The 25,860-nt window shown below is 48.5% G+C and carries 1 protein-coding gene; it reads left to right on the top strand.

What is annotated here, in order from left to right:
- Positions 1–278: 278 nt before the first annotated feature.
- On the top strand, positions 279–25,856 hold the full coding sequence (locus ACMVP2_RS24180) for a lectin-like domain-containing protein (RefSeq protein ID WP_416865463.1): 25,578 nt from the start codon (positions 279–281) through the stop codon (positions 25,854–25,856).
- Positions 25,857–25,860: the final 4 nt, after the last annotated feature.

Raw genomic sequence — 25,860 nt, 5'->3', positions numbered from 1 at the left:
TGATATTTAACTTTTATGTGTATATTCGACGGTTAAATTATCCTTTCAATCACCTGCAAGTATATATGCCTGACGCATATAAGAATTATCACATTTTTTCTTCAAAAAATTATTTTTCAATTCTTTTACTCTTAGATGGGTTACACTTTTTCTTTAAATTGTATTAACAATCTAAGAACGGAAAGTGCTCAAAGTAAAAAACTATAGTTTTATAGCCTTTGAGTTTAGCCGAATAAGTATTTTCAGTTTTGAGAAACGCCACGATTTCGAAAAATACCATGAGACGACACAGCCTAGCCACCTCTGCTTTAGCCCTAATTTTGTTTATATGCACTTCTCAGGCCATGGCCCAGCTGCCAAAAACCGAGGGAAGTCCATTACCTAACACGTCATCCTTTTTCATTCCTGACTACAAGGATGGCTTTGCCACCAGAGGGGACGCATCGGCACTTTCAGAGCGCTGCTACCTCATTACTCAGGATCAAAACAACAGGTTTGGTCGTCTTTGGTGGAACACTAAACTTGATCTCACCAAGCCTTTCAGGCTTGATTTTATCATTTTCGCCGGGGACAAAGACGGCAGTGGCGCTGACGGATTTGGCTTTGTGTTGCAAACAGACCCCAGAGGCTTTGAAGCAACTGGTCGAGCCGGTGGTGGGCTTGGGTTTGGAGACTATCAATTTGCCAACAAAATTATTCCATCGGTTGCTATTGAATTCGACACCTGGAGAAACACAGAATGCCCTGGCGATGCCGGTGATGACCCAGCTCACGACCATACCGCCATAGCTTACAACGGTAATATTTGCGACCCTAAAACAAACGAATTATCTACCAATAAGACTCCGAGAATACACCCGACCTTTGATAATATTGAAGACAACTCATGTTACGATTATGTGATCTTGTGGCAGCCCAATGCCGACGGAACACAAACGATTCAAATGTATGTAGAAGAGCAACTGCGAATCTCACATACAGCAAATATGATCACAACTGTTTTCGGCGGTATTACTAACGTGAATTATGGTTTTACCGGATCCACTGGTGGCGCTCGCAACGAACAGACCGTTTGTTTGAGTGGGGGCCAGCAGCCGCCACTAACAGCTGAAGATCATTTTACAACCCCTCAGAACACTAGCAAGTTACTCCCTGTGAGGGCCAATGATATTGTTTTGAATCCTGATCTGGATTCGCTTTGGACGTTTACGATTTTAACTCCTGCCTCCAACGGTTCTTCCTACATTGATGGGTCCACCTTGGACATCATGTATACCCCAAATGTTGGGTTTGCAGGAATGGACTCCATCCAATATCAAATATGTGACGTGCCGGTTGGCCGCTGCTACAGCCTTTGTTCTCCTGAATGGGCTTATATTGACGTTCAATGCGTGCCGTACAACTTCGTGCTAGACAAGTTAACCGACAACGAACTTTGCAATGATGCTCTTCCTGACAATGGGTCAGCCAGGGCTTATATCAGCTCCGCAACAGTTGCCAGCACCACAGCCAACATATGGGAAGAGAAGTTTAATGACCTGTCCACTAATGCAACGGTTGATAACGGGACTACATCCTGGCTGCTGTCGGGTAGTGCAAATGGTTATGCAAAAGTTGTCAACAGCAGCGGAAATAAAAGATTTGAAGTGAGGGATGCCGACCAGATTATTACATGGACATCAGGCGCCATTACAACGACAGGGTATTCCAATGTAAAAATACAGGCAAGTATAAGTGAGGTAGGATCACTAGAAAGCAGCGACATTGTCAAGGCATTCTATCAGGTGGGAACAAATGCCAGAGTGGAGTTTTTCAACCATGCTGATGATATCTCGGGAGGCTCGACGTCTGCATCGGTAACCATTCCCAACGGCAGTTTGGGGTCAACGATAAAAGTAATATTCGAATTCATCAATAACAGCAACAGCGAATACTACAGCATTGATGATGTGCTGGTGACCGGAGATGCTCCTCCAACCACAACATATATTACTGCGGGCTATACCTTTAGGTGGTACGATGGTGCCCCCGGAACCACTAATGCAGCTGACTTAGTCTATACAGGTGCTACCTACAACACCATGGCTGAAGGCACCTACACTGTGCAAGCAACTTCAACCTACGGATGTGATGCAACACCTCTAACAGTAACTATAGACAAGGTTACTGATGCTCCTGTTGTAGTGATCAACCAGGTGCAGGAAGTAACCAACTGCGCCAGCCCGAACGGAGTATTGGAGGCCTATGTGAATGTTAACGGTGTTCCTACAACAGCCGGCTATACGTTCCTCTGGTATGTGGGTGTGGATTTCACCTCAAGTTTTGCAACAGGCCCCACCGCCACCAACCTAAAGGCGCAGAACTATTCTGTCAGGGTAATCAACAACACAAGTGGTTGCGAAGCCGTCGAAGAAGAGACGGTGACCTCTACGCTTACGGCTCCTACCGTTCAGGCAACTGTTACAGCCAATGTGACGAGTTGTACAGCCCCCAACTCAGGCGCCGTTTCTGCAAGCAGCGGAGGTGCTACAGCGGGCTTTACCTTCAAATGGTACAAAGGACCCAGCATTAAGGCCATTGCAGACTACACTGGGGCCACTGTATCCAACCTGGCGTCAGGGTTTTATACAGTTCAGGCCGTCAATTCGTCAGGTTGCGTATCTGAGGGCGTCACTGTTGAGATTACTAATTCCTCAGGGGGGCCGGTAATTGAAACCGAGTTTACCGATAATAGCTCATGTCGTACAGACGGTAACGGCACTATTACGACAACTTCCGGAGGATTAACTACGGGTTTTAAATTTGAGTATTTTTCAGGGCAAAATACTACGAATGCCGTGCCCTCATACAAAATCACGGGAAGCAACGGCAATATTGCGTCGCTGCTAAAGGGCGGGATTTACACAGTGAAGGTCACTAAGGTTTCTACAGGATGTTTCACTACAAAAGAGATAACAATTACTGATGTTCCTCCTACGCTAACGATTGATCCTTCGAAAATCAGCCTCAATTCCAACAAGGGGTGTGGTCCGACTGCTGATGGATCAATCGACGCATCAACAGCCGTTTCAGGCAGTAGCGGTTCTTCTTTTGATGCCAGCGGTAAGCCAATTGCGATCAGTAGCAGTTCAAACGGAGGTTTTGACCAGCCTGTTCTTTCTGGCAGTACCCCCGCTGCGCAGACATTCGCAGGAGGAGCGATAAAAACGTATGATCAATCATATGTTCCGGGGTGGCAAACGACCTCGCCCGACGGTAGAATTGAAATTTGGTCAAGTGGGGCGCTTGGCGTACCTGCCTACCAGGGCACCCAATTTGCCGAAATCAATGCCAACAACGACGCCACTCTCTACTTTGATGTGGTGACTGTGCCCGGAGTAAAAATGAATTGGTCATTTGCCCACAGAGGTCGGTCTGGCACAGACTGTATCGCATTACTTATAAATGCCCCAAACGCCCCCGACAACCAAATTAGCCAGTTTTGTACTAGCAATACAGCGTGGAAACTCTATCAGGGTTCCTATGTGGTTCCTGCCGGGCAGTATGTTACCCGTTTCTTCTATAAAGCTGTAAGCACAGCTACAGGCAACAAATCAGTCGGTAACTTTCTGGATGCTGTTTCATTTGAGGCTGCTTCCAATACATTTGACTTGTTTCTTGGAAATGATGTCAATGGCACACCAATTACATCAAATGAAACGGGCATATTTACAGGTTTGAATGAGGGCACTTATTCAGTTAAATTTAGGGACAACATCACCGGCTGTTTTACTTCAGCGACCAACCTTGTCATTAGCCTTGATCAGGACGTTCCCAATACTGTAGTTACCAAGGTAGATAACACCGGGTGTACGGTAGGTGACGGCGAAATCCTGGTAGTTTCTGAGTCCAGATTCACTCCCACCGGCGAGCCAGCGGCAGGCTACAACATGGAATTGTGGCAAGGTGGGGTGAAAATAGATGAGGCACTCGGAGTGATGTGGCAAAATGCTACGCTCAAAGCACGGCATACTTTTACTGGCCTCCTGAGCGGCACCTATACCGTGAAATCAACCAACCCGGCGAAGACCTGTACCTTCGAGCAGGATGTTACGCTGGATGACCTTTCTGTTGATCCCCAATTTGTGGTAACAGGGACGACCAACGAGCCAAATCATGGATGCGACACTCCTGATGGCAGGCTAACGGTGCAGGTGGATGACGGCGCTGGTAACTTCGACGATCCTTCTGAATACACGTTTGAATGGTACCTTGGAAGTGTAGTTTCCGCACCAAACCTGCTTGTTAACGGCGTTGACCCAGGGAATGGCTCTACTCCAGCGATTAACAGTAATACCGTTACGGGGCTAGCTGCTGGATTTTACACTGTAGTGGCCACCAAAACCTCTGCTGGTTCTACCGGTTGTGAGTCGCCTCAGTATACACTCGAGGTTTCTGACGAAAAAACGATACCAGATATTACCATTGTTGAAGATCAACCGGACATCTCCTGTGGTGGGGCCGGTACAGCCCAGCTTTCGGCATCAGTAACTGAGAATGGAACGCCGGGCGTAACCGTTGGCTACACATTTGAATGGTTTAACGGAGCAACTGCCGGAACAGCCGGAACCGGTTTTGCAACCGGAACTCAAACCGCTGCCAACCTTTCTGCTGGTGAGTATACTGTACTGGTTACAAACACGGCCACGGGTTGTGTGAACGATCTTACCTATGAAATTAATAGTAGTCCGGTTAAGCCAGCAACAACACTTAATGTTAAGAATCCTAATACAAGCTGTTTGGTCGCCAACTACAATGGCGGAGCAACTGTTAATGTCAGCTTTAATGGAACGCCTGTAGCAAGTCCATCTGCTGCTGGCTACACCTTTGCCTGGTATCACGGAAGTGGAGTTGTTGCGGCAAATATTTTAACAAATGGAAACAATGGCGCTTTTGGTGGAAGCGTTACAGGAGCAACCACAGAAACCATTGGTGGTCTTAACGGCGGGCAGTACACTGTGGTGGCCACCAATCCAACCACCGGTTGCGAAGCAGATCCTTTTGTTGTTACGATTGTCAACAGCCCTGTTTTGCCAAATATCGTTATCACGAAGCTGTCGGATCAAACAAATTGCGATGTTCCCAATAATGGTTCACTAAGTGCTGACGTAACTGTAAGCGGTACTCCTCAGCTTGGAGTTGGCTATACTTTCCAATGGTATGCTGGTGGTTCAGTAAGCGGTGCTGTGCTTACGACGAACCGTCAGATAGATAATTTAGCTGCTGGTACCTATACCGTAAGAGTCACTAACCAATCGACAGGTTGTGTGCAGGTGCTTACTTCCTCTGTCTCCCAGGTTTTGGCTGACATAGACGGATCGGGAACTAAAGCCGACTCGGAAGACTGCTCCGGCAATGGCAGTATCACAATTACCAGTGCCTCCATAACAACTTCCGGGGCACCTGTGGTAGCCAATACAGAGGCTGCTATCCTGGCCAGCTACAACCTCACATTGCAGGATGCATCCAATGCCGATATTACCGACTCTGACACTGACGGCTCGGCGACCTTCGGTGGTTTGATGCCAGGCACCTACTATGTTGTGATTACCCACAAATCGTCCAGCTGCGATTCTGAAACGTTGCAGTTCGACATCGCCGACAATGCGGTATCACCTACGCTGTCGATCGCAGAGGATCAGCCTTCTTCAATTTGCCCGGGTGGAACTGGAGGCGATGGAGAAGCTACCGTAACTGTGACCAATGCTGGTGGAAGCACTGATTACACCTACAAGTGGCATACCGGCACAGACACTTCCACCCCCATCGATCCCGTACTCAATCCGTCAGCAGCAACAGCTACATTGACTGGTGTTGCGGCCGGATTTTACACTGTGTTGGTAACCGACAATGCATCTCTTGGTGATGGGTGTTTCGATACGGAGACGGTTGAGATAACGCTCAACCAACCAACCATATCCATCAGCGCATTTGTCAACACTGGTGCTTCTAACTGTGTGGGACTTAACAACGGCTCTTACCAGGTAACCGCTGTCAACTACGGTGGGACTGTCATCACCAATGCTGACGCTGCTTTCGCCAACTTCGAATTCCAGTTCTTCAATAATGCCGGAACTTCAATTCAGGCGGCCAGCAACAACCCTACTAAGACTGCCCTTGCACCTGGCAACTACTCAGTAACTGTAACCAACACTGTTACCAAGTGTGCGTCCGGTTCACTGCCTTTCACTATCGCTAATGTGGCCGTGGCACCTACCGCTACTGTAGCCATCACCAATAACGTCTCTTGCGACCCGGCCACGCCAATGGGGGCTGCTACGGCTAACCTGACAAATAGCGACGGTGGTACTTATACTTACCAGTGGTTCTTCGGGGCTGTTGGAAACACCACCACACCTCTGGTAAATGGTGGTACGACTAACGGCTCTGTTATCGTTATCAACGCTGGAACACCTCAAACTGTCTCAGGACTCGCTGCCGGTAACTACTGGGTAAGAATTACTGACACACAAGTACCTTCTAATACTTGTTCTGTAGACAAAGCCGCTGTGATTGGCTCTTCTCCTGCCAATCTGGTCGTTACTCTGCCTAATGTGACTATAGTATCTGACAGAGATTGCGCTACAGGCAAAAACGGCTCCATTAGGGTCGATCAAATCTCTGACAACGGATCTAACATCTCAGGGGCAGTAAACCTTTTCAGCTACTCTTACCAACTCCTGCAAAGCGACGGGGTAACTCCTATTGCCTCTGCCTTCAATAAAGGTACTTCCGGTGCTGAAATCGTGCCGATCGCTGCCAATCTTGATGGAGGCACTTATTTTGTCGTTGTATCTAACAGCCTTAACTGTAAATCAGCGGCCCTGCAAGTAGTAGTGCCTACCAACACTACTCCTCCTAACTTCACTGTAACCCCGCTAAATGCTACCATTTGTGCTGGTGGCGCCAGCCCTGATGGCAGTGCCTCTCTAGCACTTGCTCCTGATGACGGGGGTACTTATACCTATCAATGGTACAACGGAAGTGCTGCTACTGGTACAGCTATTGCCAATGGAGACAACGGTGGAACCGTAACAGGGGCTACTTCCAACTCCATCGCCGGCCTATATGCCGGAACCTATACTGTTAAAGTAACTGATACTCAGTCTAACGGTGACGGCTGTTTCACCGCCACTACATTTGTGGTTGGCTCTAGCTTCCCTGCTATCACTGTTCAAACTGCTGTCAACACTGGTGCCTCTAACTGTGTGGGACTTAACAACGGCTCTTACCAGGTAACCGCTGTCAACTACGGTGGGACTGTCATCACCAATGCTGACGCTGCTTTCGCCAACTTCGAATTCCAGTTCTTCAATAATGCCGGAACTTCAATTCAGGCGGCCAGCAACAACCCTACTAAGACTGCCCTTGCACCTGGCAACTACTCAGTAACTGTAACCAACACTGTTACCAAGTGTGCGTCCGGTTCACTGCCTTTCACTATCGCTAATGTGGCCGTGGCACCTACCGCTACTGTAGCCATCACCAATAACGTCTCTTGCGACCCGGCCACGCCAATGGGGGCTGCTACGGCTAACCTGACAAATAGCGACGGTGGTACTTATACTTACCAGTGGTTCTTCGGGGCTGTTGGAAACACCACCACACCTCTGGTAAATGGTGGTACGACTAACGGCTCTGTTATCGTTATCAACGCTGGAACACCTCAAACTGTCTCAGGACTCGCTGCCGGTAACTACTGGGTAAGAATTACTGACACACAAGTACCTTCTAATACTTGTTCTGTAGACAAAGCCGCTGTGATTGGCTCTTCTCCTGCCAATCTGGTCGTTACTCTGCCTAATGTGACTATAGTATCTGACAGAGATTGCGCTACAGGCAAAAACGGCTCCATTAGGGTCGATCAAATCTCTGACAACGGATCTAACATCTCAGGGGCAGTAAACCTTTTCAGCTACTCTTACCAACTCCTGCAAAGCGACGGGGTAACTCCTATTGCCTCTGCCTTCAATAAAGGTACTTCCGGTGCTGAAATCGTGCCGATCGCTGCCAATCTTGATGGAGGCACTTATTTTGTCGTTGTATCTAACAGCCTTAACTGTAAATCAGCGGCCCTGCAAGTAGTAGTGCCTACCAACACTACTCCTCCTAACTTCACTGTAACCCCGCTAAATGCTACCATTTGTGCTGGTGGCGCCAGCCCTGATGGCAGTGCCTCTCTAGCACTTGCTCCTGATGACGGGGGTACTTATACCTATCAATGGTACAACGGAAGTGCTGCTACTGGTACAGCTATTGCCAATGGAGACAACGGTGGAACCGTAACAGGGGCTACTTCCAACTCCATCGCCGGCCTATATGCCGGAACCTATACTGTTAAAGTAACTGATACTCAGTCTAACGGTGACGGCTGTTTCACCGCCACTACATTTGTGGTTGGCTCTAGCTTCCCTGCTATCACTGTTCAAACTGCTGTCAACACTGGTGCCTCTAACTGTGTGGGACTTAACAACGGCTCTTACCAGGTAACCGCTGTCAACTACGGTGGGACTGTCATCACCAATGCTGACGCTGCTTTCGCCAACTTCGAATTCCAGTTCTTCAATAATGCCGGAACTTCAATTCAGGCGGCCAGCAACAACCCTACTAAGACTGCCCTTGCACCTGGCAACTACTCAGTAACTGTAACCAACACTGTTACCAAGTGTGCGTCCGGTTCACTGCCTTTCACTATCGCTAATGTGGCCGTGGCACCTACCGCTACTGTAGCCATCACCAATAACGTCTCTTGCGACCCGGCCACGCCAATGGGGGCTGCTACGGCTAACCTGACAAATAGCGACGGTGGTACTTATACTTACCAGTGGTTCTTCGGGGCTGTTGGAAACACCACCACACCTCTGGTAAATGGTGGTACGACTAACGGCTCTGTTATCGTTATCAACGCTGGAACACCTCAAACTGTCTCAGGACTCGCTGCCGGTAACTACTGGGTAAGAATTACTGACACACAAGTACCTTCTAATACTTGTTCTGTAGACAAAGCCGCTGTGATTGGCTCTTCTCCTGCCAATCTGGTCGTTACTCTGCCTAATGTGACTATAGTATCTGACAGAGATTGCGCTACAGGCAAAAACGGCTCCATTAGGGTCGATCAAATCTCTGACAACGGATCTAACATCTCAGGGGCAGTAAACCTTTTCAGCTACTCTTACCAACTCCTGCAAAGCGACGGGGTAACTCCTATTGCCTCTGCCTTCAATAAAGGTACTTCCGGTGCTGAAATCGTGCCGATCGCTGCCAATCTTGATGGAGGCACTTATTTTGTCGTTGTATCTAACAGCCTTAACTGTAAATCAGCGGCCCTGCAAGTAGTAGTGCCTACCAACACTACTCCTCCTAACTTCACTGTAACCCCGCTAAATGCTACCATTTGTGCTGGTGGCGCCAGCCCTGATGGCAGTGCCTCTCTAGCACTTGCTCCTGATGACGGGGGTACTTATACCTATCAATGGTACAACGGAAGTGCTGCTACTGGTACAGCTATTGCCAATGGAGACAACGGTGGAACCGTAACAGGGGCTACTTCCAACTCCATCGCCGGCCTATATGCCGGAACCTATACTGTTAAAGTAACTGATACTCAGTCTAACGGTGACGGCTGTTTCACCGCCACTACATTTGTGGTTGGCTCTAGCTTCCCTGCTATCACTGTTCAAACTGCTGTCAACACTGGTGCCTCTAACTGTGTGGGACTTAACAACGGCTCTTACCAGGTAACCGCTGTCAACTACGGTGGGACTGTCATCACCAATGCTGACGCTGCTTTCGCCAACTTCGAATTCCAGTTCTTCAATAATGCCGGAACTTCAATTCAGGCGGCCAGCAACAACCCTACTAAGACTGCCCTTGCACCTGGCAACTACTCAGTAACTGTAACCAACACTGTTACCAAGTGTGCGTCCGGTTCACTGCCTTTCACTATCGCTAATGTGGCCGTGGCACCTACCGCTACTGTAGCCATCACCAATAACGTCTCTTGCGACCCGGCCACGCCAATGGGGGCTGCTACGGCTAACCTGACAAATAGCGACGGTGGTACTTATACTTACCAGTGGTTCTTCGGGGCTGTTGGAAACACCACCACACCTCTGGTAAATGGTGGTACGACTAACGGCTCTGTTATCGTTATCAACGCTGGAACACCTCAAACTGTCTCAGGACTCGCTGCCGGTAACTACTGGGTAAGAATTACTGACACACAAGTACCTTCTAATACTTGTTCTGTAGACAAAGCCGCTGTGATTGGCTCTTCTCCTGCCAATCTGGTCGTTACTCTGCCTAATGTGACTATAGTATCTGACAGAGATTGCGCTACAGGCAAAAACGGCTCCATTAGGGTCGATCAAATCTCTGACAACGGATCTAACATCTCAGGGGCAGTAAACCTTTTCAGCTACTCTTACCAACTCCTGCAAAGCGACGGGGTAACTCCTATTGCCTCTGCCTTCAATAAAGGTACTTCCGGTGCTGAAATCGTGCCGATCGCTGCCAATCTTGATGGAGGCACTTATTTTGTCGTTGTATCTAACAGCCTTAACTGTAAATCAGCGGCCCTGCAAGTAGTAGTGCCTACCAACACTACTCCTCCTAACTTCACTGTAACCCCGCTAAATGCTACCATTTGTGCTGGTGGCGCCAGCCCTGATGGCAGTGCCTCTCTAGCACTTGCTCCTGATGACGGGGGTACTTATACCTATCAATGGTACAACGGAAGTGCTGCTACTGGTACAGCTATTGCCAATGGAGACAACGGTGGAACCGTAACAGGGGCTACTTCCAACTCCATCGCCGGCCTATATGCCGGAACCTATACTGTTAAAGTAACTGATACTCAGTCTAACGGTGACGGCTGTTTCACCGCCACTACATTTGTGGTTGGCTCTAGCTTCCCTGCTATCACTGTTCAAACTGCTGTCAACACTGGTGCCTCTAACTGTGTGGGACTTAACAACGGCTCTTACCAGGTAACCGCTGTCAACTACGGTGGGACTGTCATCACCAATGCTGACGCTGCTTTCGCCAACTTCGAATTCCAGTTCTTCAATAATGCCGGAACTTCAATTCAGGCGGCCAGCAACAACCCTACTAAGACTGCCCTTGCACCTGGCAACTACTCAGTAACTGTAACCAACACTGTTACCAAGTGTGCGTCCGGTTCACTGCCTTTCACTATCGCTAATGTGGCCGTGGCACCTACCGCTACTGTAGCCATCACCAATAACGTCTCTTGCGACCCGGCCACGCCAATGGGGGCTGCTACGGCTAACCTGACAAATAGCGACGGTGGTACTTATACTTACCAGTGGTTCTTCGGGGCTGTTGGAAACACCACCACACCTCTGGTAAATGGTGGTACGACTAACGGCTCTGTTATCGTTATCAACGCTGGAACACCTCAAACTGTCTCAGGACTCGCTGCCGGTAACTACTGGGTAAGAATTACTGACACACAAGTACCTTCTAATACTTGCTCGGTCGATAAGGCCGCTGTGATTATTGATGATCAGGATGATATCACGCTAACCGGTGTCAATATTGTTTCATCCACACAATGTTCGCCTGTAAATGGCTCTATCGAGATCGATGAACTCACGATTGTAGACGCCAGCGGCACGACCGTGCTGAACACCTTTGCAGCAATTGATGACTATACATTCAAATTGTACAATGCGGCACTTGTAGAAATCGTCGGCGGCATTACTCAGGGAACAGCAACAACTTTCCCTATAGCGAATTCACTGGCAGCCGGGACCTATTTTGTGTCAGCGGCTAACTCTTTCGACTGTGAATCAGTTACCCTGCAGGTCGATGTGCCTGATGGAACAACCGACCCAACTATCACCTTCACCAAAGTAGACAACACAAGCTGTACAGCGACTGGCAACGGTTCTATTACTGTTACGTTAACGGGTGGTGCAGAAATCACTGGAAACTACACCTATCAGTGGTATCAGGGGGCACTTAACAACACAGGTACTCCGGTTGGAGGTCCGGTAGCTGCCACAACAACAAGCACTATCAATACCTTGCTTGGCGGAACCTATTGGGTTGAAATTACTGACAATGCCGCAACTAATCTGGGCTGCGTGTACAAAGAGGAGTTTACACTACCCAACACATTACAAACTTTGTCCATTCCACTGGTTCAAATCACGCCAATCTCTGCCAATACGCATTGCGTGACGCCTAATGGTTCGGCTACAGTGGACAATATCTTGATAAATGGGGCCGTCACTGATCCGACAACGCTTTCAGATTACACTTTCAACTGGTATCAGAGCGATGGTACGACTCTAATCACTCAAACAGATGTTACGGTTCCTGTTTACTCGCAGTTTGTAGGTGGGAATTACAAAGTGCAAGTCGTTAATGATCTGACAGGTTGTTCATCGGCTTTGACTTCTTTCACTATTGGACAAACTCTCGACAGACCAAACATTGCTGGCGCAAACGCTTCAGTGGTGAACTCTCTAAGTTGTGATCAAACCAACTTCCCTAATGGGTCAATTACCGTCACCCCTGATGGCACGGGAACACCAATGGTGGGCTATACCTATGTTTGGTACAACGCACCTTTAACCGGCATCGGCGCTGCCACACCTCTCGCATCCACTAACAATGCACTCACAAGCATGGGGCCAGGTGTTTATTCTGTCGTTGTCACAAAAACGGCATCTGGATGTACATCGCAGAGGGAATTCACAATCACAGGCAGCCCATCTGGCAACCCTGATATCAGCACTGTTATTTCAGGAATTACAGCGACCGACGTAACAACATGTAATCCAATCAACGGGTCGCTAATGGCAAACCTGGCTGTTGGGGCAGTGACCGATTACAACTGGTTCTGGTACTACGACGATAAGACAACACCAGTGGCTACTGGTGACAATTCTGGCTCGGTAACTGTCAATAACAATGTAGTGACTGGGCTGCCAGACGGCAAGTATTTCCTAAGAATGCAGGACAAAGCAACAGGCTGTTTGACTGGTTTTGCAGATCAGACAGTTGTCGTGGACCCGGCGGCGCAGATCACAATAAACATATTTGCCACTCAACCAGGGGATTGCGACGGACCCACAGGTGTTTTGCGAATTGAAGCAACTAATGCTTCGGCTCCTAATTTTACTTTCGAAGTGTATAAAGGTGAAAGCGACCTTTCAGCATCGCCAATCTTGATTGCTTCCAGTACAACGGAAATAGAAACAGGAACAGTGTCCGACAACGACAATGCTTCCTATGTAAACGGCAATACAATAGACGATGGAGACCCTACAGATTATGTAGTGAGCGGATTAGTGAATGATACCTACACGGTTGTTGCAACCAATCTGGCTTCAAGCTGTGCGGAAAGAAAAGTGTATATATTATTCTACTCACAGGTACAAAGAGTTGATGTTGATCCGTTGATAACGACACAGGCTCTCAATTGCCAACCTTACGCTGACGGAACGGGCGCAGGTGGAACAGGTGGTAATACTGGTGAAGTAGACGTCACTCTACGAGTGCCTTTTGGAAACGGTAATACGCATGATGATTTCATGTTATTCCTTTACCCAACTACCTCGGTAAGTCCACAACCTGATATGGAAACAGGTGATGGAGATCCAGGTACATGGGAGACAGGCGACCTTTCAAACCCCAGGCCAGCTATTGTACAGTCGGTAGCAGGAACAGTGGCAGGTGAGACTTACCAAATTGACTACACACTTGGTGGCGGAGCATTTTCGGCGGGAATGGTTATTGAAGGACAAACAAGTTTAGCTACGGCTACCATCGCTACCGTCAATGCAACCACAATGACTTTTACGGCCGTGCCAACAGGAATTTTCGTGGATGGCGAAACGATTCAGGAACAAGGAAACGCAGCTAATTTTGGCACGAACGATTCTGGAAACACAACAAATGTCTACACTTTCCAAGGGTTGGTTGAAGGCCAATATGCAGTAGTAGCTGCTGAAATTGGTGTTAGCTTCTGTTACTCTCCTCCGGTTACATTTGATATTACCGACGACACAGAAACGATAGATCTAGATCCTTCCGATGTGACCGACCTAACGATCGTAGATAACTCCGATTGCTCTGGCAACCCTAATGGTAGCTTAACGGTGCTACAACTTCACCGTGGTGCGACTACCGACAATGTATCTGCTGCAGGGCCGCAAAATGGTGACTATACTTATCAATGGTTCTCAGGAGCTGACCCGGATACTGACCCTGCACTAAATGCAGCAAATGTTACGGCAGCGGGCAATGAGGCATTCGATTTGGCAAGCGGAACCTACTCATTGCGAGTAACCAAGCAGGCAGGAACCAACGAGCTGGGCTGCTCGGCCGACTTTGTTTTCTTTGTCAATGACAGCCCTACTACAGTCGAAATCACTGACCATACTCAAGTTGATATTCTTAACTGTGATCCACTCAACAACGGTAGCATCACCATTAACGAATTTTCTCTCAATGGAGCTGCGTCCCAGCTATGGAATACGGCGCTCGCTGACTGGAGACTGCGCCTGTATGATGACAGCGGCAACATACTTGAAACCAAGGCTAACAACGTAGACAATGTGTTCTCTGGCCTTGTGGCTGACGATTACATTGTTGTAGTATTCGACGCTGTGCTGCAATGCGAGTATGATCCATTTGCAGTAACAATCGACAATGTTGCCACAGACCCTGACCTAAGTGGCTTTGTCATCAATCCAAATACAGGCTGTAACACAGGCCGAACAGGTTCAGTTGACGTAACTTTAGCGAATGCCAACACTGATTACGACATTCAGTGGTTTGTTGGTGGCATTGCAAGTTCAACTTTATTTGTTCCTGGTACCGACGGCACCCTGGTGACTGACGCTGCTGGAACGAGAATTACGGGAGCGAGTGGTGGTGATTACAAGCTTGTTGCGAAAAAGAATACTGCACCAGATGATCAGTGCGAAAGCATTGCAGTATTCAACGTACCTCAGCAGGTCGACCAGATCATTTCGTTCACAGTCAATCTTACTCACGATGCAGATTGTGCTACAGGCTCAAATGGAGTTATTGAAGTGTCTGGCATCACGGTACAAGACGGTATTACGGCAGCAACTAGCGTAGAGGCCACACCTGCCAACATCGACGCCAACTACGATTTTATATTGTTACAATCTGACGGAGTGACCTCTATTGGTACTTTTGGCACAGCGTCAAGTGCAGGCCCAATTTCTAGCAGAGACAATGGCACCTATTACTTAATAGTAGAAGATGTTGTGACTAAATGCCAATCTGCGCCAAAACAGATCACAATTCTCAATCAGAAAGTTACTCCCACCCTTTCGGTAACAGGATCCACAGCTAACATCGTGTGTAACCCTGCCATTGGCCCGACTACCCCAACAGGCTCCATTACGGTAACGATAGGCAATTACGATGCTGGCGCTTATAACATACAGTGGTACAAGGCCCCCCTTGGCACAACAACACCTGCGGCCGTTGAAAGGAATAATGGCGTTGCCTACCCTGACGGCTCAGACGTAACAGTTTCCGCAATTAATGGTGCTGGTGAGTTGACAATTTCCGGTATCGTCTCCGGCAACTACTGGGTAAGTATTCAGGACAATGCAACCCCTGGTTTAGGTTGTAGTGCAAGCGTTGCCTTTACTGTTGTAGATAATTTTTCTACCATAGAGGTGCTGACATCCAATGTAGTCGTGGAGCCCGATGTGGACTGCGACAACAATGACACAGGCTTAATCCGGGTAGAGGCTGTGACTGTGAATGCAGCTGATGATGCGGCTGTGGATGCTAATTACATTATAGAATTCTTTGACGATGCTTTTGGCTCACTCGGAAATGGTAGTGTGAATGGCGCATTCAGGGAGCTCGGCTCGTTGGCCGAAGGCACCTACTATGTGACTGCTACGAATAAAACGACAGGTTGCGTATCAGACTACGCTGAGGTTACCGTTTTGTTCACACCTGCTGAACCCATCATCGAGGTGACGACGAACAGTGCCAACAGATTCTGCGATACCAGCGGTGGTACAGTTGGAAATGGGGCAATTACGATTCGAATTCAAAACCCTCTTGGTGGATACTACGATCCCGCCAACTACACCTTCGATTGGTACGACCAGCAATCTGGTAGTGCTGGGCTCCCTGACCAGTCAGGAGTGGGTGTTGCTGGTCTTGGTTTTGGCTTTGACGAACGAACTGGACTAGCTCCTGGTTTCTACACTGTGGTTGTCACTGCGAATGACGCGGCTGCCAACGATGGCCTTGGTCGAGGCTGTTTTGATCAGGTGATTGTTGAAGTGCTTGATAACCCAGACGTAATTGAACTTACAACAGCTATTGTCGCTGCCAATAATGCAAGTGACTGTTCACCTGACAATGGGCAGATTGTGGTGACGGATGTACTACGCAACACATCTAGTGACGCCCTCGGCAACTACACCTTCCACTTGTATCAAAGCGATGCCTCTACTGAAATCTTAGGAGCTTTCGCTGGTACTACCGCAGCCAACCTTTCTCCTGGTGTGTACTTCGTGGAAGCACAAAACAATACAGTTCCAGCTACTGGTTGTTCCTCTAACTTACTACAGGTTACAATCGCTGATGACGCAGTGAACCCTGCCATCACTATTGCTGAAACAAATCAGAACACAGTCTGTAACCCTGACTTCGGTGGGGCTGGTGCCATCACTCCTACTGGTTCATTGACAGCTACTATTACTGCCGGAGCTGGTGTGGACATGGATGGTAGCTATACTTTCAACTGGTTCCTCGGCGTGACAGGCGATGTTACAGAGCCTATTGCTAACGGAGCTACTTTATCTAACAGCTCAGATGTAACTATTACCAACGACCTGGCATCTAACCCGCACACTTCGCTGATCAGTGGTCTCATGGCAGGTACTTACTGGGTAAGGCTTACAGATACCAACAACCCTAACAACAACTGTACTGCTACCGCCGAGTTTACACTCACTTCCGACTTCGAAACCATCGAAGTACTATCGGCCAACGTAGTAGTGCAGCCCGATGTGGATTGCTCAAACAATGACACTGGTTTGATCAGAGTAGAGGCGGTTACTGTCGATGGTGCTGATGACGCTGCCGTTGATGCTAACTACGGTATCGAATTCTTCGACAACACCTTCGCCTCTTTGGGCAATGGTGTGGTCAACGGAGCCTTCAGAGAACTTGGTTCACTGGCTCCCGGCACATACCATGTAAAGGCAACTAACAAAACCACCGGTTGTGAATCTGACTACACTGAAGTAACTATCATCGCCGATACTATCGAGCCGGACATTGCCAGTGTGGTAGCACCAAACACTTTCTGTGACTTTTCTGTCAATGGAAATGGTACAATCACCCTGACTATCGATGACCCGGCAAGCCCTGGTACACCTAGAGCGGCGGCTAACTACAACTTCCAGTGGTACGAAGGTTCTGGCATTCTTGGAGCCAACTTCCAAACTGGTGCAGGTCTTAACAGCGCTGCCAACCTGAAGCCTGGCTTCTACACCATAGTCGTAACAACTATTGACAACGCAGGTAACAATGGATTTGGACGGGGATGCTCTGATCAGGTGATCGTTGAAGTGCTTGATACCCCAGATAACATCGCTCTGACCAACGCTATCATCACACCTTCCAATGCAAGTGACTGTTCGCCTGACAATGGCCAGATTGTGGTGACTGACGTATTGCTAAATGGTGCTTCTGATGGAACAGGCAACTACACCTTCCACTTGTATCAAAGCGATGCCTCTACTGAAATCTTAGGAGCTTTCGCTGGCGCTACGGCAGCTAATCTTTCTCCTGGTGTATACTTCGTAGAAGCCCAAAACAATACTGCTACGGCTACTGGTTGTTCCTCTAACTTACTACAGGTAACAATCGCTGATGACGCAGTGAACCCTGCCATCACTATTGCTGAAACTAGTCAGAACACAGTCTGTAACCCTGACTTCGGTGGGGCTGGTGCCATCACGCCTACTGGTTCATTGACAGCTACTATTACTGCCGGAGCTGGTGTGGACATGGATGGTAGCTATACTTTCAACTGGTTCCTCGGCGTGACAGGCGATGTTTCCGAACCTATTGCTAACGGAGCTACTTTGTCTAACAGCTCAGATGTAACTATTACCAACGACTTGGCATCTAACCCGCACACTTCGCTGATCAGTGGTCTCATGGCTGGTACTTACTGGGTAAGGCTTACAGATACCAACAACCCTAACAACAACTGTACTGCTACCGCCGAGTTTACACTCACTTCCGACTTCGAAACTATCGAAGTACTATCGGCCAACGTAGTAGTGCAGCCCGATGTGGATTGCTCAAGCAATGACACTGGTTTGATCAGAGTAGAAGCGGTTACTGTCGATGGTGCTGATGACGCTGCCGTTGATGCTAACTACGGTATCGAATTCTTCGACAACACCTTCGCCTCTTTGGGCAATGGTGTGGTCAACGGAGCCTTCAGAGAACTTGGTTCACTGGCTCCCGGCACATACCATGTAAAGGCAACTAACAAAACCACCGGTTGTGAATCTGACTACACTGAAGTAACTATCATCGCCGATACTATCGAGCCGGACATTGCCAGTGTGGTAGCACCAAACACTTTCTGTGACTTTACTGTCAATGGAAATGGTACAATCACCCTGACTATCGATGACCCGGCAAGCCCTGGTACACCTAGAGCGGCGGCTAACTACAACTTCCAGTGGTACGAAGGTTCTGGCATTCTTGGAGCCAACTTCCAAACTGGTGCAGGTCTTAACAGCGCTGCCAACCTGAAGCCTGGCTTCTACACCATAGTCGTAACAACTATCGACAACGCAGGTAACAATGGATTTGGACGGGGATGCTCTGATCAGGTGATCGTTGAAGTACTTGATACACCAGATAATATCGCTCTGACCAACGCTATCATCACACCTTCCAATGCAAGTGACTGTTCGCCTGACAATGGCCAGATTGTGGTGACTGACGTATTGCTAAATGGTGCTTCTGATGGAACAGGCAACTACACCTTCCACTTGTATCAAAGCGATGCCTCTACTGAAATCTTAGGAGCTTTCGCTGGTACTACCGCAGCTAATCTTTCTCCTGGTGTATACTTCGTAGAAGCCCAAAACAATACTGCTACGGCTACTGGTTGTTCTTCTAACTTACTACAGGTAACAATCGCTGATGACGCAGTGAACCCTGCCATCACTATTGCTGAAACTAGTCAGAACACAGTCTGTAACCCTGACTTCGGTGGGGCTGGTGCCATCACTCCTACTGGTTCATTGACAGCTACTATTACTGCCGGAGCTGGTGTGGACATGGATGGTAGCTATACTTTCAACTGGTTCCTCGGCGTGACAGGCGATGTTTCCGAACCTATTGCTAACGGAGCTACTTTGTCTAACAGCTCAGATGTAACTATTACCAACGACCTGGCATCTAACCCGCACACTTCGCTGATCAGTGGTCTCATGGCTGGTACTTACTGGGTAAGGCTTACAGATACCAACAACCCTAACAACAACTGTACTGCTACCGCCGAGTTTACACTCACTTCCGACTTCGAAACTATCGAAGTACTATCGGCCAACGTAGTAGTGCAGCCCGATGTGGATTGCTCAAGCAATGACACTGGTTTGATCAGAGTAGAAGCGGTTACTGTCGATGGTGCTGATGACGCTGCCGTTGATGCTAACTACGGTATCGAATTCTTCGACAACACCTTCGCCTCTTTGGGCAATGGTGTGGTCAACGGAGCCTTCAGGGAACTTGGTTCACTGGCCCCTGGCACATACCATGTAAAGGCAGCTAACAAAACCACCGGTTGTGAATCTGACTACACTGAAGTAACTATCATCGCCGATACTATCGAGCCGGACATTGCCAGTGTGATAACACCAAACACTTTCTGTGACTTTACTGTCAATGGAAATGGTACAATCACCCTGACTATCGATGACCCGGCAAGCCCTGGTACACCTAGAGCGGCGGCTAACTACAACTTCCAGTGGTACGAAGGTTCTGGCATTCTTGGAGCCAACTTCCAAACTGGTGCAGGTCTTAACAGCGCTGCCAACCTGAAGCCTGGCTTCTACACCATAGTCGTAACAACTATCGACAACGCAGGTAACAATGGATTTGGACGGGGATGCTCTGATCAGGTGATCGTTGAAGTACTTGATACACCAGATAATATCGCTCTGACCAACGCTATCATCACACCTTCCAATGCAAGTGACTGTTCGCCTGACAATGGCCAGATTGTAGTAACTGACGTATTGCTAAATGGTGCTTCTGATGGAACAGGCAACTACACCTTCCACTTGTATCAAAGCGATGCCTCTACTGAAATCTTAGGAGCTTTCGCTGGTACTACCGCAGCTAATCTTTCTCCTGGTGTATACTTCGTAGAAGCCCAAAACAATACTGCTACGGCTACTGGTTGTTCTTCTAACTTACTACAGGTTACAATCGCTGATGACGCAGTGAACCCTGCCATCACTATTGCTGAAACTAGTCAGAACACAGTCTGTAACCCTGACTTCGGTGGGGCTGGTGCCATCACTCCTACTGGTTCATTGACAGCTACTATTACTGCCGGAGCTGGTGTGGACATGGATGGTAGCTATACTTTCAACTGGTTCCTCGGCGTGACAGGCGATGTTTCCGAACCTATTGCTAACGGAGCTACTTTGTCTAACAGCTCAGATGTAACTATTACCAACGACTTGGCATCTAACCCGCACACTTCGCTGATCAGTGGTCTCATGGCTGGTACTTACTGGGTAAGGCTTACAGATACCAACAACCCTAACAACAACTGTACTGCTACCGCCGAGTTTACACTCACTTCCGACTTCGAAACTATCGAAGTACTATCGGCCAACGTAGTAGTGCAGCCCGATGTGGATTGCTCAAGCAATGACACTGGTTTGATCAGAGTAGAAGCGGTTACTGTCGATGGTGCTGATGACGCTGCCGTTGATGCTAACTACGGTATCGAATTCTTCGACAACACCTTCGCCTCTTTGGGCAATGGTGTGGTCAACGGAGCCTTCAGAGAACTTGGTTCACTGGCTCCCGGCACATACCATGTAAAGGCAACTAACAAAACCACCGGTTGTGAATCTGACTACACTGAAGTAACTATCATCGCCGATACTATCGAGCCGGACATTGCCAGTGTGATAACACCAAACACTTTCTGTGACTTTACTGTCAATGGAAATGGTACAATCACCCTGACTATCGATGACCCGGCAAGCCCTGGTACACCTAGAGCGGCGGCTAACTACAACTTCCAGTGGTACGAGGGTTCTGGCATTCTTGGAGCCAACTTCCAAACTGGTGCAGGTCTTAACAGCGCTGCCAACCTGAAGCCTGGCTTCTACACCATAGTCGTAACAACTATCGACAACGCAGGTAACAATGGATTTGGACGGGGATGCTCTGATCAGGTGATCGTTCAGGTGAAAGACACCCCGAACCAGTTGCTAATTCGTGCTGCCGACATCACGAAAACCAATTCGCAGGATTGTAACCCAGCGCAAAACGGAACAATCACCGTGAATGATGTATTCTTAAACAATGTTTCGAATGGTACAGGTGGCTACACTTTCAAACTTTTCAATAATGCCTTTACCGACATTTCTGGTACCTATGCTTTCGCAGGAAACGTAGTAAGTAGTTTACCAAGCGGAACCTACTACGTGCAAGCCACCAGCACATCTGGTTCGGGTTGTAAGTCCAACTTCCGTCAGGTAATTATTAGCGACGTTTCGGTGAAGCCAACGCCATCAATTAGCCAGGTACGACCAAATACATATTGTGATCCTGCCAACTTTGACGGTAGCTTAACAGTGACTATTGGCAACAACGATGGTGGGGCATACCTCTACCAATGGCATAAAGGCTCGATTGGCGTTGTCAACCCAGTAGCAGTGGGCAATGGTGGCCAAACTGCAACCATCTCAAATGTTGAGGACGGACAGTATTGGGTGAGGGTGACCGACAACCAGTCTACAGGCTTGAACTGCTCTGCTACGGCCACTTTCAACCTTCAATACGTACCGGTTGTGATCACCCTCCAGGCAAGCAGCACAGATGATACGTCTTGTGATGTCGAAAACGGCTCTGTTTTCTTTAATGGCACGACTGACTTCATAGCTATCACAAGCTCAGGCAACCCTGCGGACAATGCAACGGTTAATACAACGGCTAACATTGATGCGAACTACACGCTCCGCTTGTACAACGCTAGCTTCTCATTGCATGGAGCTGGTGTGTTCACAACGGCAGCGCTTGCAGCAGAACCCCTGGCTCCTGGTCGCTATTATGTGACTGCCACACACAACACCTTCCAGTGTGCGTCTGAGTTCTACCCTGTCGATATAGAAGATGCCAGGGAGATGCCTGAATTGGAGTCGTCTACTGTTACAGCCGACATCAACTGCACAGGCGACAACGGAACAATCACCTTTGGATTGAAGACTGGTGCAAGCAATACCGGGCAGACTTACGGCCTGATCTGGACATACCAAACAACTTTATCTGCCGCAGCTGGCGCCTTTGTTCCCGGCTCAATCAGCGGAGATGGCAACTCAGGAACTGAGTTTGTGGTATCCAACCTGGCTGCAGGTTTCTATACTGTAATCGTAGAAAATACGGCTTCTGGTTGCGAAACCACTGAGCGGTTCCAGGTTACTGAGAACCTTGTGACCCCTGCCTTTACCGTGGCGGCTTTGACACACTCTTCATTGTGCACAACTCCGGCAGGTAACGGATCATTCGAATTGAGAAGCAATAAGATCACCAACGGCGTTCAGGATCTGCAGGCATATACCTGGAGGTTGTACCAAAGCAACAAAACAACCCAGATAGGTGCCAACCTGGATGTAAGCGGGTCAACCACTGTTTACAATCATACAAGAACGCTTGGCCCTGGTGAATACTATATTCAAGCGACCAGAAATTCGACGGGTTGTCCTTCAGCATTTATCAAGCTAACCATAGAAGACCACCACGTGAATCCATCGCTGACAGCAGCGGTCACTAAAGACCAGGGTTGTGTGGGTGGAACGCTTGGAGTGGGAGCAATCACAATCACTGTGGCAGCTCAGGATGCAGATGGAGACGCCACTACTGATGGCACCACCATCACCTGGGCCAACTCAAGTGGGGCGCTGCCTGCCTTCAATGGCTTGACAACCATCACCGGTCTCTCAGCCGACACCTACACGGTGACGATCCTTAACAACGTTTCTCAGTGCTCAGTATCTCAGAAAATAGTCGTAGGTACGCAAGCTCTTCCAGTTGTAGTAACCGCAAGAACTACAACAGACCAGACTAACTGTACACCAAACGGTGCGGCGTCAGTGGATGTGGTTACATTGGGCGGAGCGGCAAGTGCTTTGGCTGATTACAACTTCACATGGAAGGATGTAGACAATGCCACAACCCTTGTCAACAACGTGGCTGGTCAGAACAGCATCAGCAACCTGAGCGCTGGAGCTTACACTGTAACCCTCACACACGCAGTAACAGGTTGTGCACAAACACTCGAATTTGTGGTTGAAGAAGAAATCACCTACCCAGTTGCAGACATCACGCTGGTGCAAGCGGACCAAAGCTGCGATCCTTCAACTGCGAATGGAGAGTTGAGTGTAATAGTGGACAACCCAAGTGCTCCTGGTTACGATATTAGCAACTACGTGATAACCTGGTACGAAGGTAGTGGTGTGACAGGCACTAACCTGGGCAACACGCAATCCATCAGCGGATTGGCTGCCGGGCCTTACACTGTAGAGGTATTGAATAGCCTCACAGGTTGTACAAGTACTGCTGAAATCACCCTGGAAAATGAACCAGTTATTCCGCAGTTGCTGTTTGATGACATTGAGACGTCGCCAATGACGGTATGTACCCCTGCCGACGGGTCTATTGAGATCAATGGCATCACACCTGGCGTATTGGCAGACTACAACTTCGAACTGTGGAATGTAAACCCTTCTACAGCTGGTGCATCACCAATAGCTACAGTTGCCGACTCTATCTTCACAGGTTTGGAAGCTGGTATCTACTACGTAAGGGCTGTGGACAACGCCTTCGGATGTAGCTCCATAGAAGTGGAAGTAGAAGTAGAAGACGCTACTACACCGCCAATAATTAGTCTGGTAAATGTTGAAGTGCAAACCAACTGTAACCCTGCCATTCCAAATGGATTGCTTGAAGTAACAGCCAATGGATCTGGCGATACGAATGTATATACTTTCGCCTGGTACAGGGGCACTACGGCCACTGGCACACCGCTTCTGGCAAATAACCCAGAGCTAAGAGGCATTGCAGCCGGTATGTACACTGTGTTGGTTACCGATCTTGCCACAGGATGTAGCTCAGTAGAGACTTATCCTATGTCGGACGAGTCAATCAATCCACTCGAGGTAACAACCACGGCTACAGTGAACGACAGATGTATTGCGCCATTCGACGGAGTAGTTGCAGCAAACCTGATTACCCTGCCATTTGGCAAGGAGATTCAGAACTACAAGTTCGTTTGGAATGCCGGTTTGGTTCCTCCTGGCTTCAATGCCGGAGAGTTTGACTTTGAAGGACAGTCGTGGGAGAATTTGAACAGCGGCACCTACACATTGATGGTGTATAACCGGGATGACCAATTGTGTCAGTCACAACCAATTCAAGTGGTGGTGCCGGATGCAACTACCATTCCTGACGTGATCGTCACTGAGACACAAGCACTCACTATATGTTTCGAAGACCAGCCTAACGGCGAATTAAGTGCCATCCTTGCAGACAGCACGGTAACCGGTCACACTTTCGAATGGTATATCGGAGCCCTGGTTGATCCGGCCGCTAAAATCTTCGACGGCCCGGTAGTTGGCAACCTGGCTGCTGGCCCCTACACCCTGAGAGTGACGAACACTATCACTGGTTGTCAGTCGACCCAAACAGTAGAAGTGACGGATCAAACAGTAACGCCTTCTAACCCTACGCTAACGCTTGTGAGCAACATGACAAGTTGTGCCGAACCAAACGGTGAAGCAAGGGCAACAGTGGACGGTAATATTGGTAACTATCAGTTCGACTGGTACGAAGCAACGGATACTACTACAATAATCTACACCGGCTTCGACCCTAAAGGACTGGGAAGAGAAGGTGAAACGGTGGAGTACGTTGTGATCGCTACCGATCTTCTGACAGGTTGCGTATCTGAAGAATCAAGAATATCGATCAGCGATGCCCGCACAGAGCCACAGTTTGTGGTGGATGTGCAAGATTCTCAGTGTCTTGTGCCAACAGGGGTTGCGCTGCTGGCATTCCCTGAGCCTGTAGAACTTGACAGCGTCGTGTGGACTCACTTAGCCACTGGTAACACTACTTTTGAAGGTGGTCTGTTTGAAGCAACATTTGGTGACTATTCGGTGACCATTTGGGACGGCAATGGATGTACTGCAACACGGGAATTCACTATTGGGGCGGATATCGTGATCTACAATGGTGTGTCGGCCAACGGCGATGGACTGAACGATCTCTTCATCATGGATTGTATCGATCAGTTCCCTAACAACAATGTGAAAATATTCAACAGAGCCGGAGCCATTGTGTGGGAAGGGGATGGTTACGACAACACCGATGTATACTTTGACGGTGTTAGTAACAAGGGAATAGTGGCGGGAAGCAGGCTGTTGCCAGCTGGCACCTATTTCTACCTCGTAGACAAAGGTGATGGAACTGATCCACTTTCTGGCTATCTTGAGCTCGTAAGATAATTTG

This window comes from Imperialibacter sp. (assembly GCF_048007035.1).
GTDB lineage: Bacteria > Bacteroidota > Bacteroidia > Cytophagales > Cyclobacteriaceae > Imperialibacter.
This window is presented reverse-complemented; position numbering and strand designations above follow the sequence as displayed.

Coding starts and splice junctions, on each gene's coding strand:
- ACMVP2_RS24180 (WP_416865463.1), top strand. CDS start 279: ATGAGACGACACAGCCTAGCCACCTCTGCTTTAGCCCTAATTTTGTTT.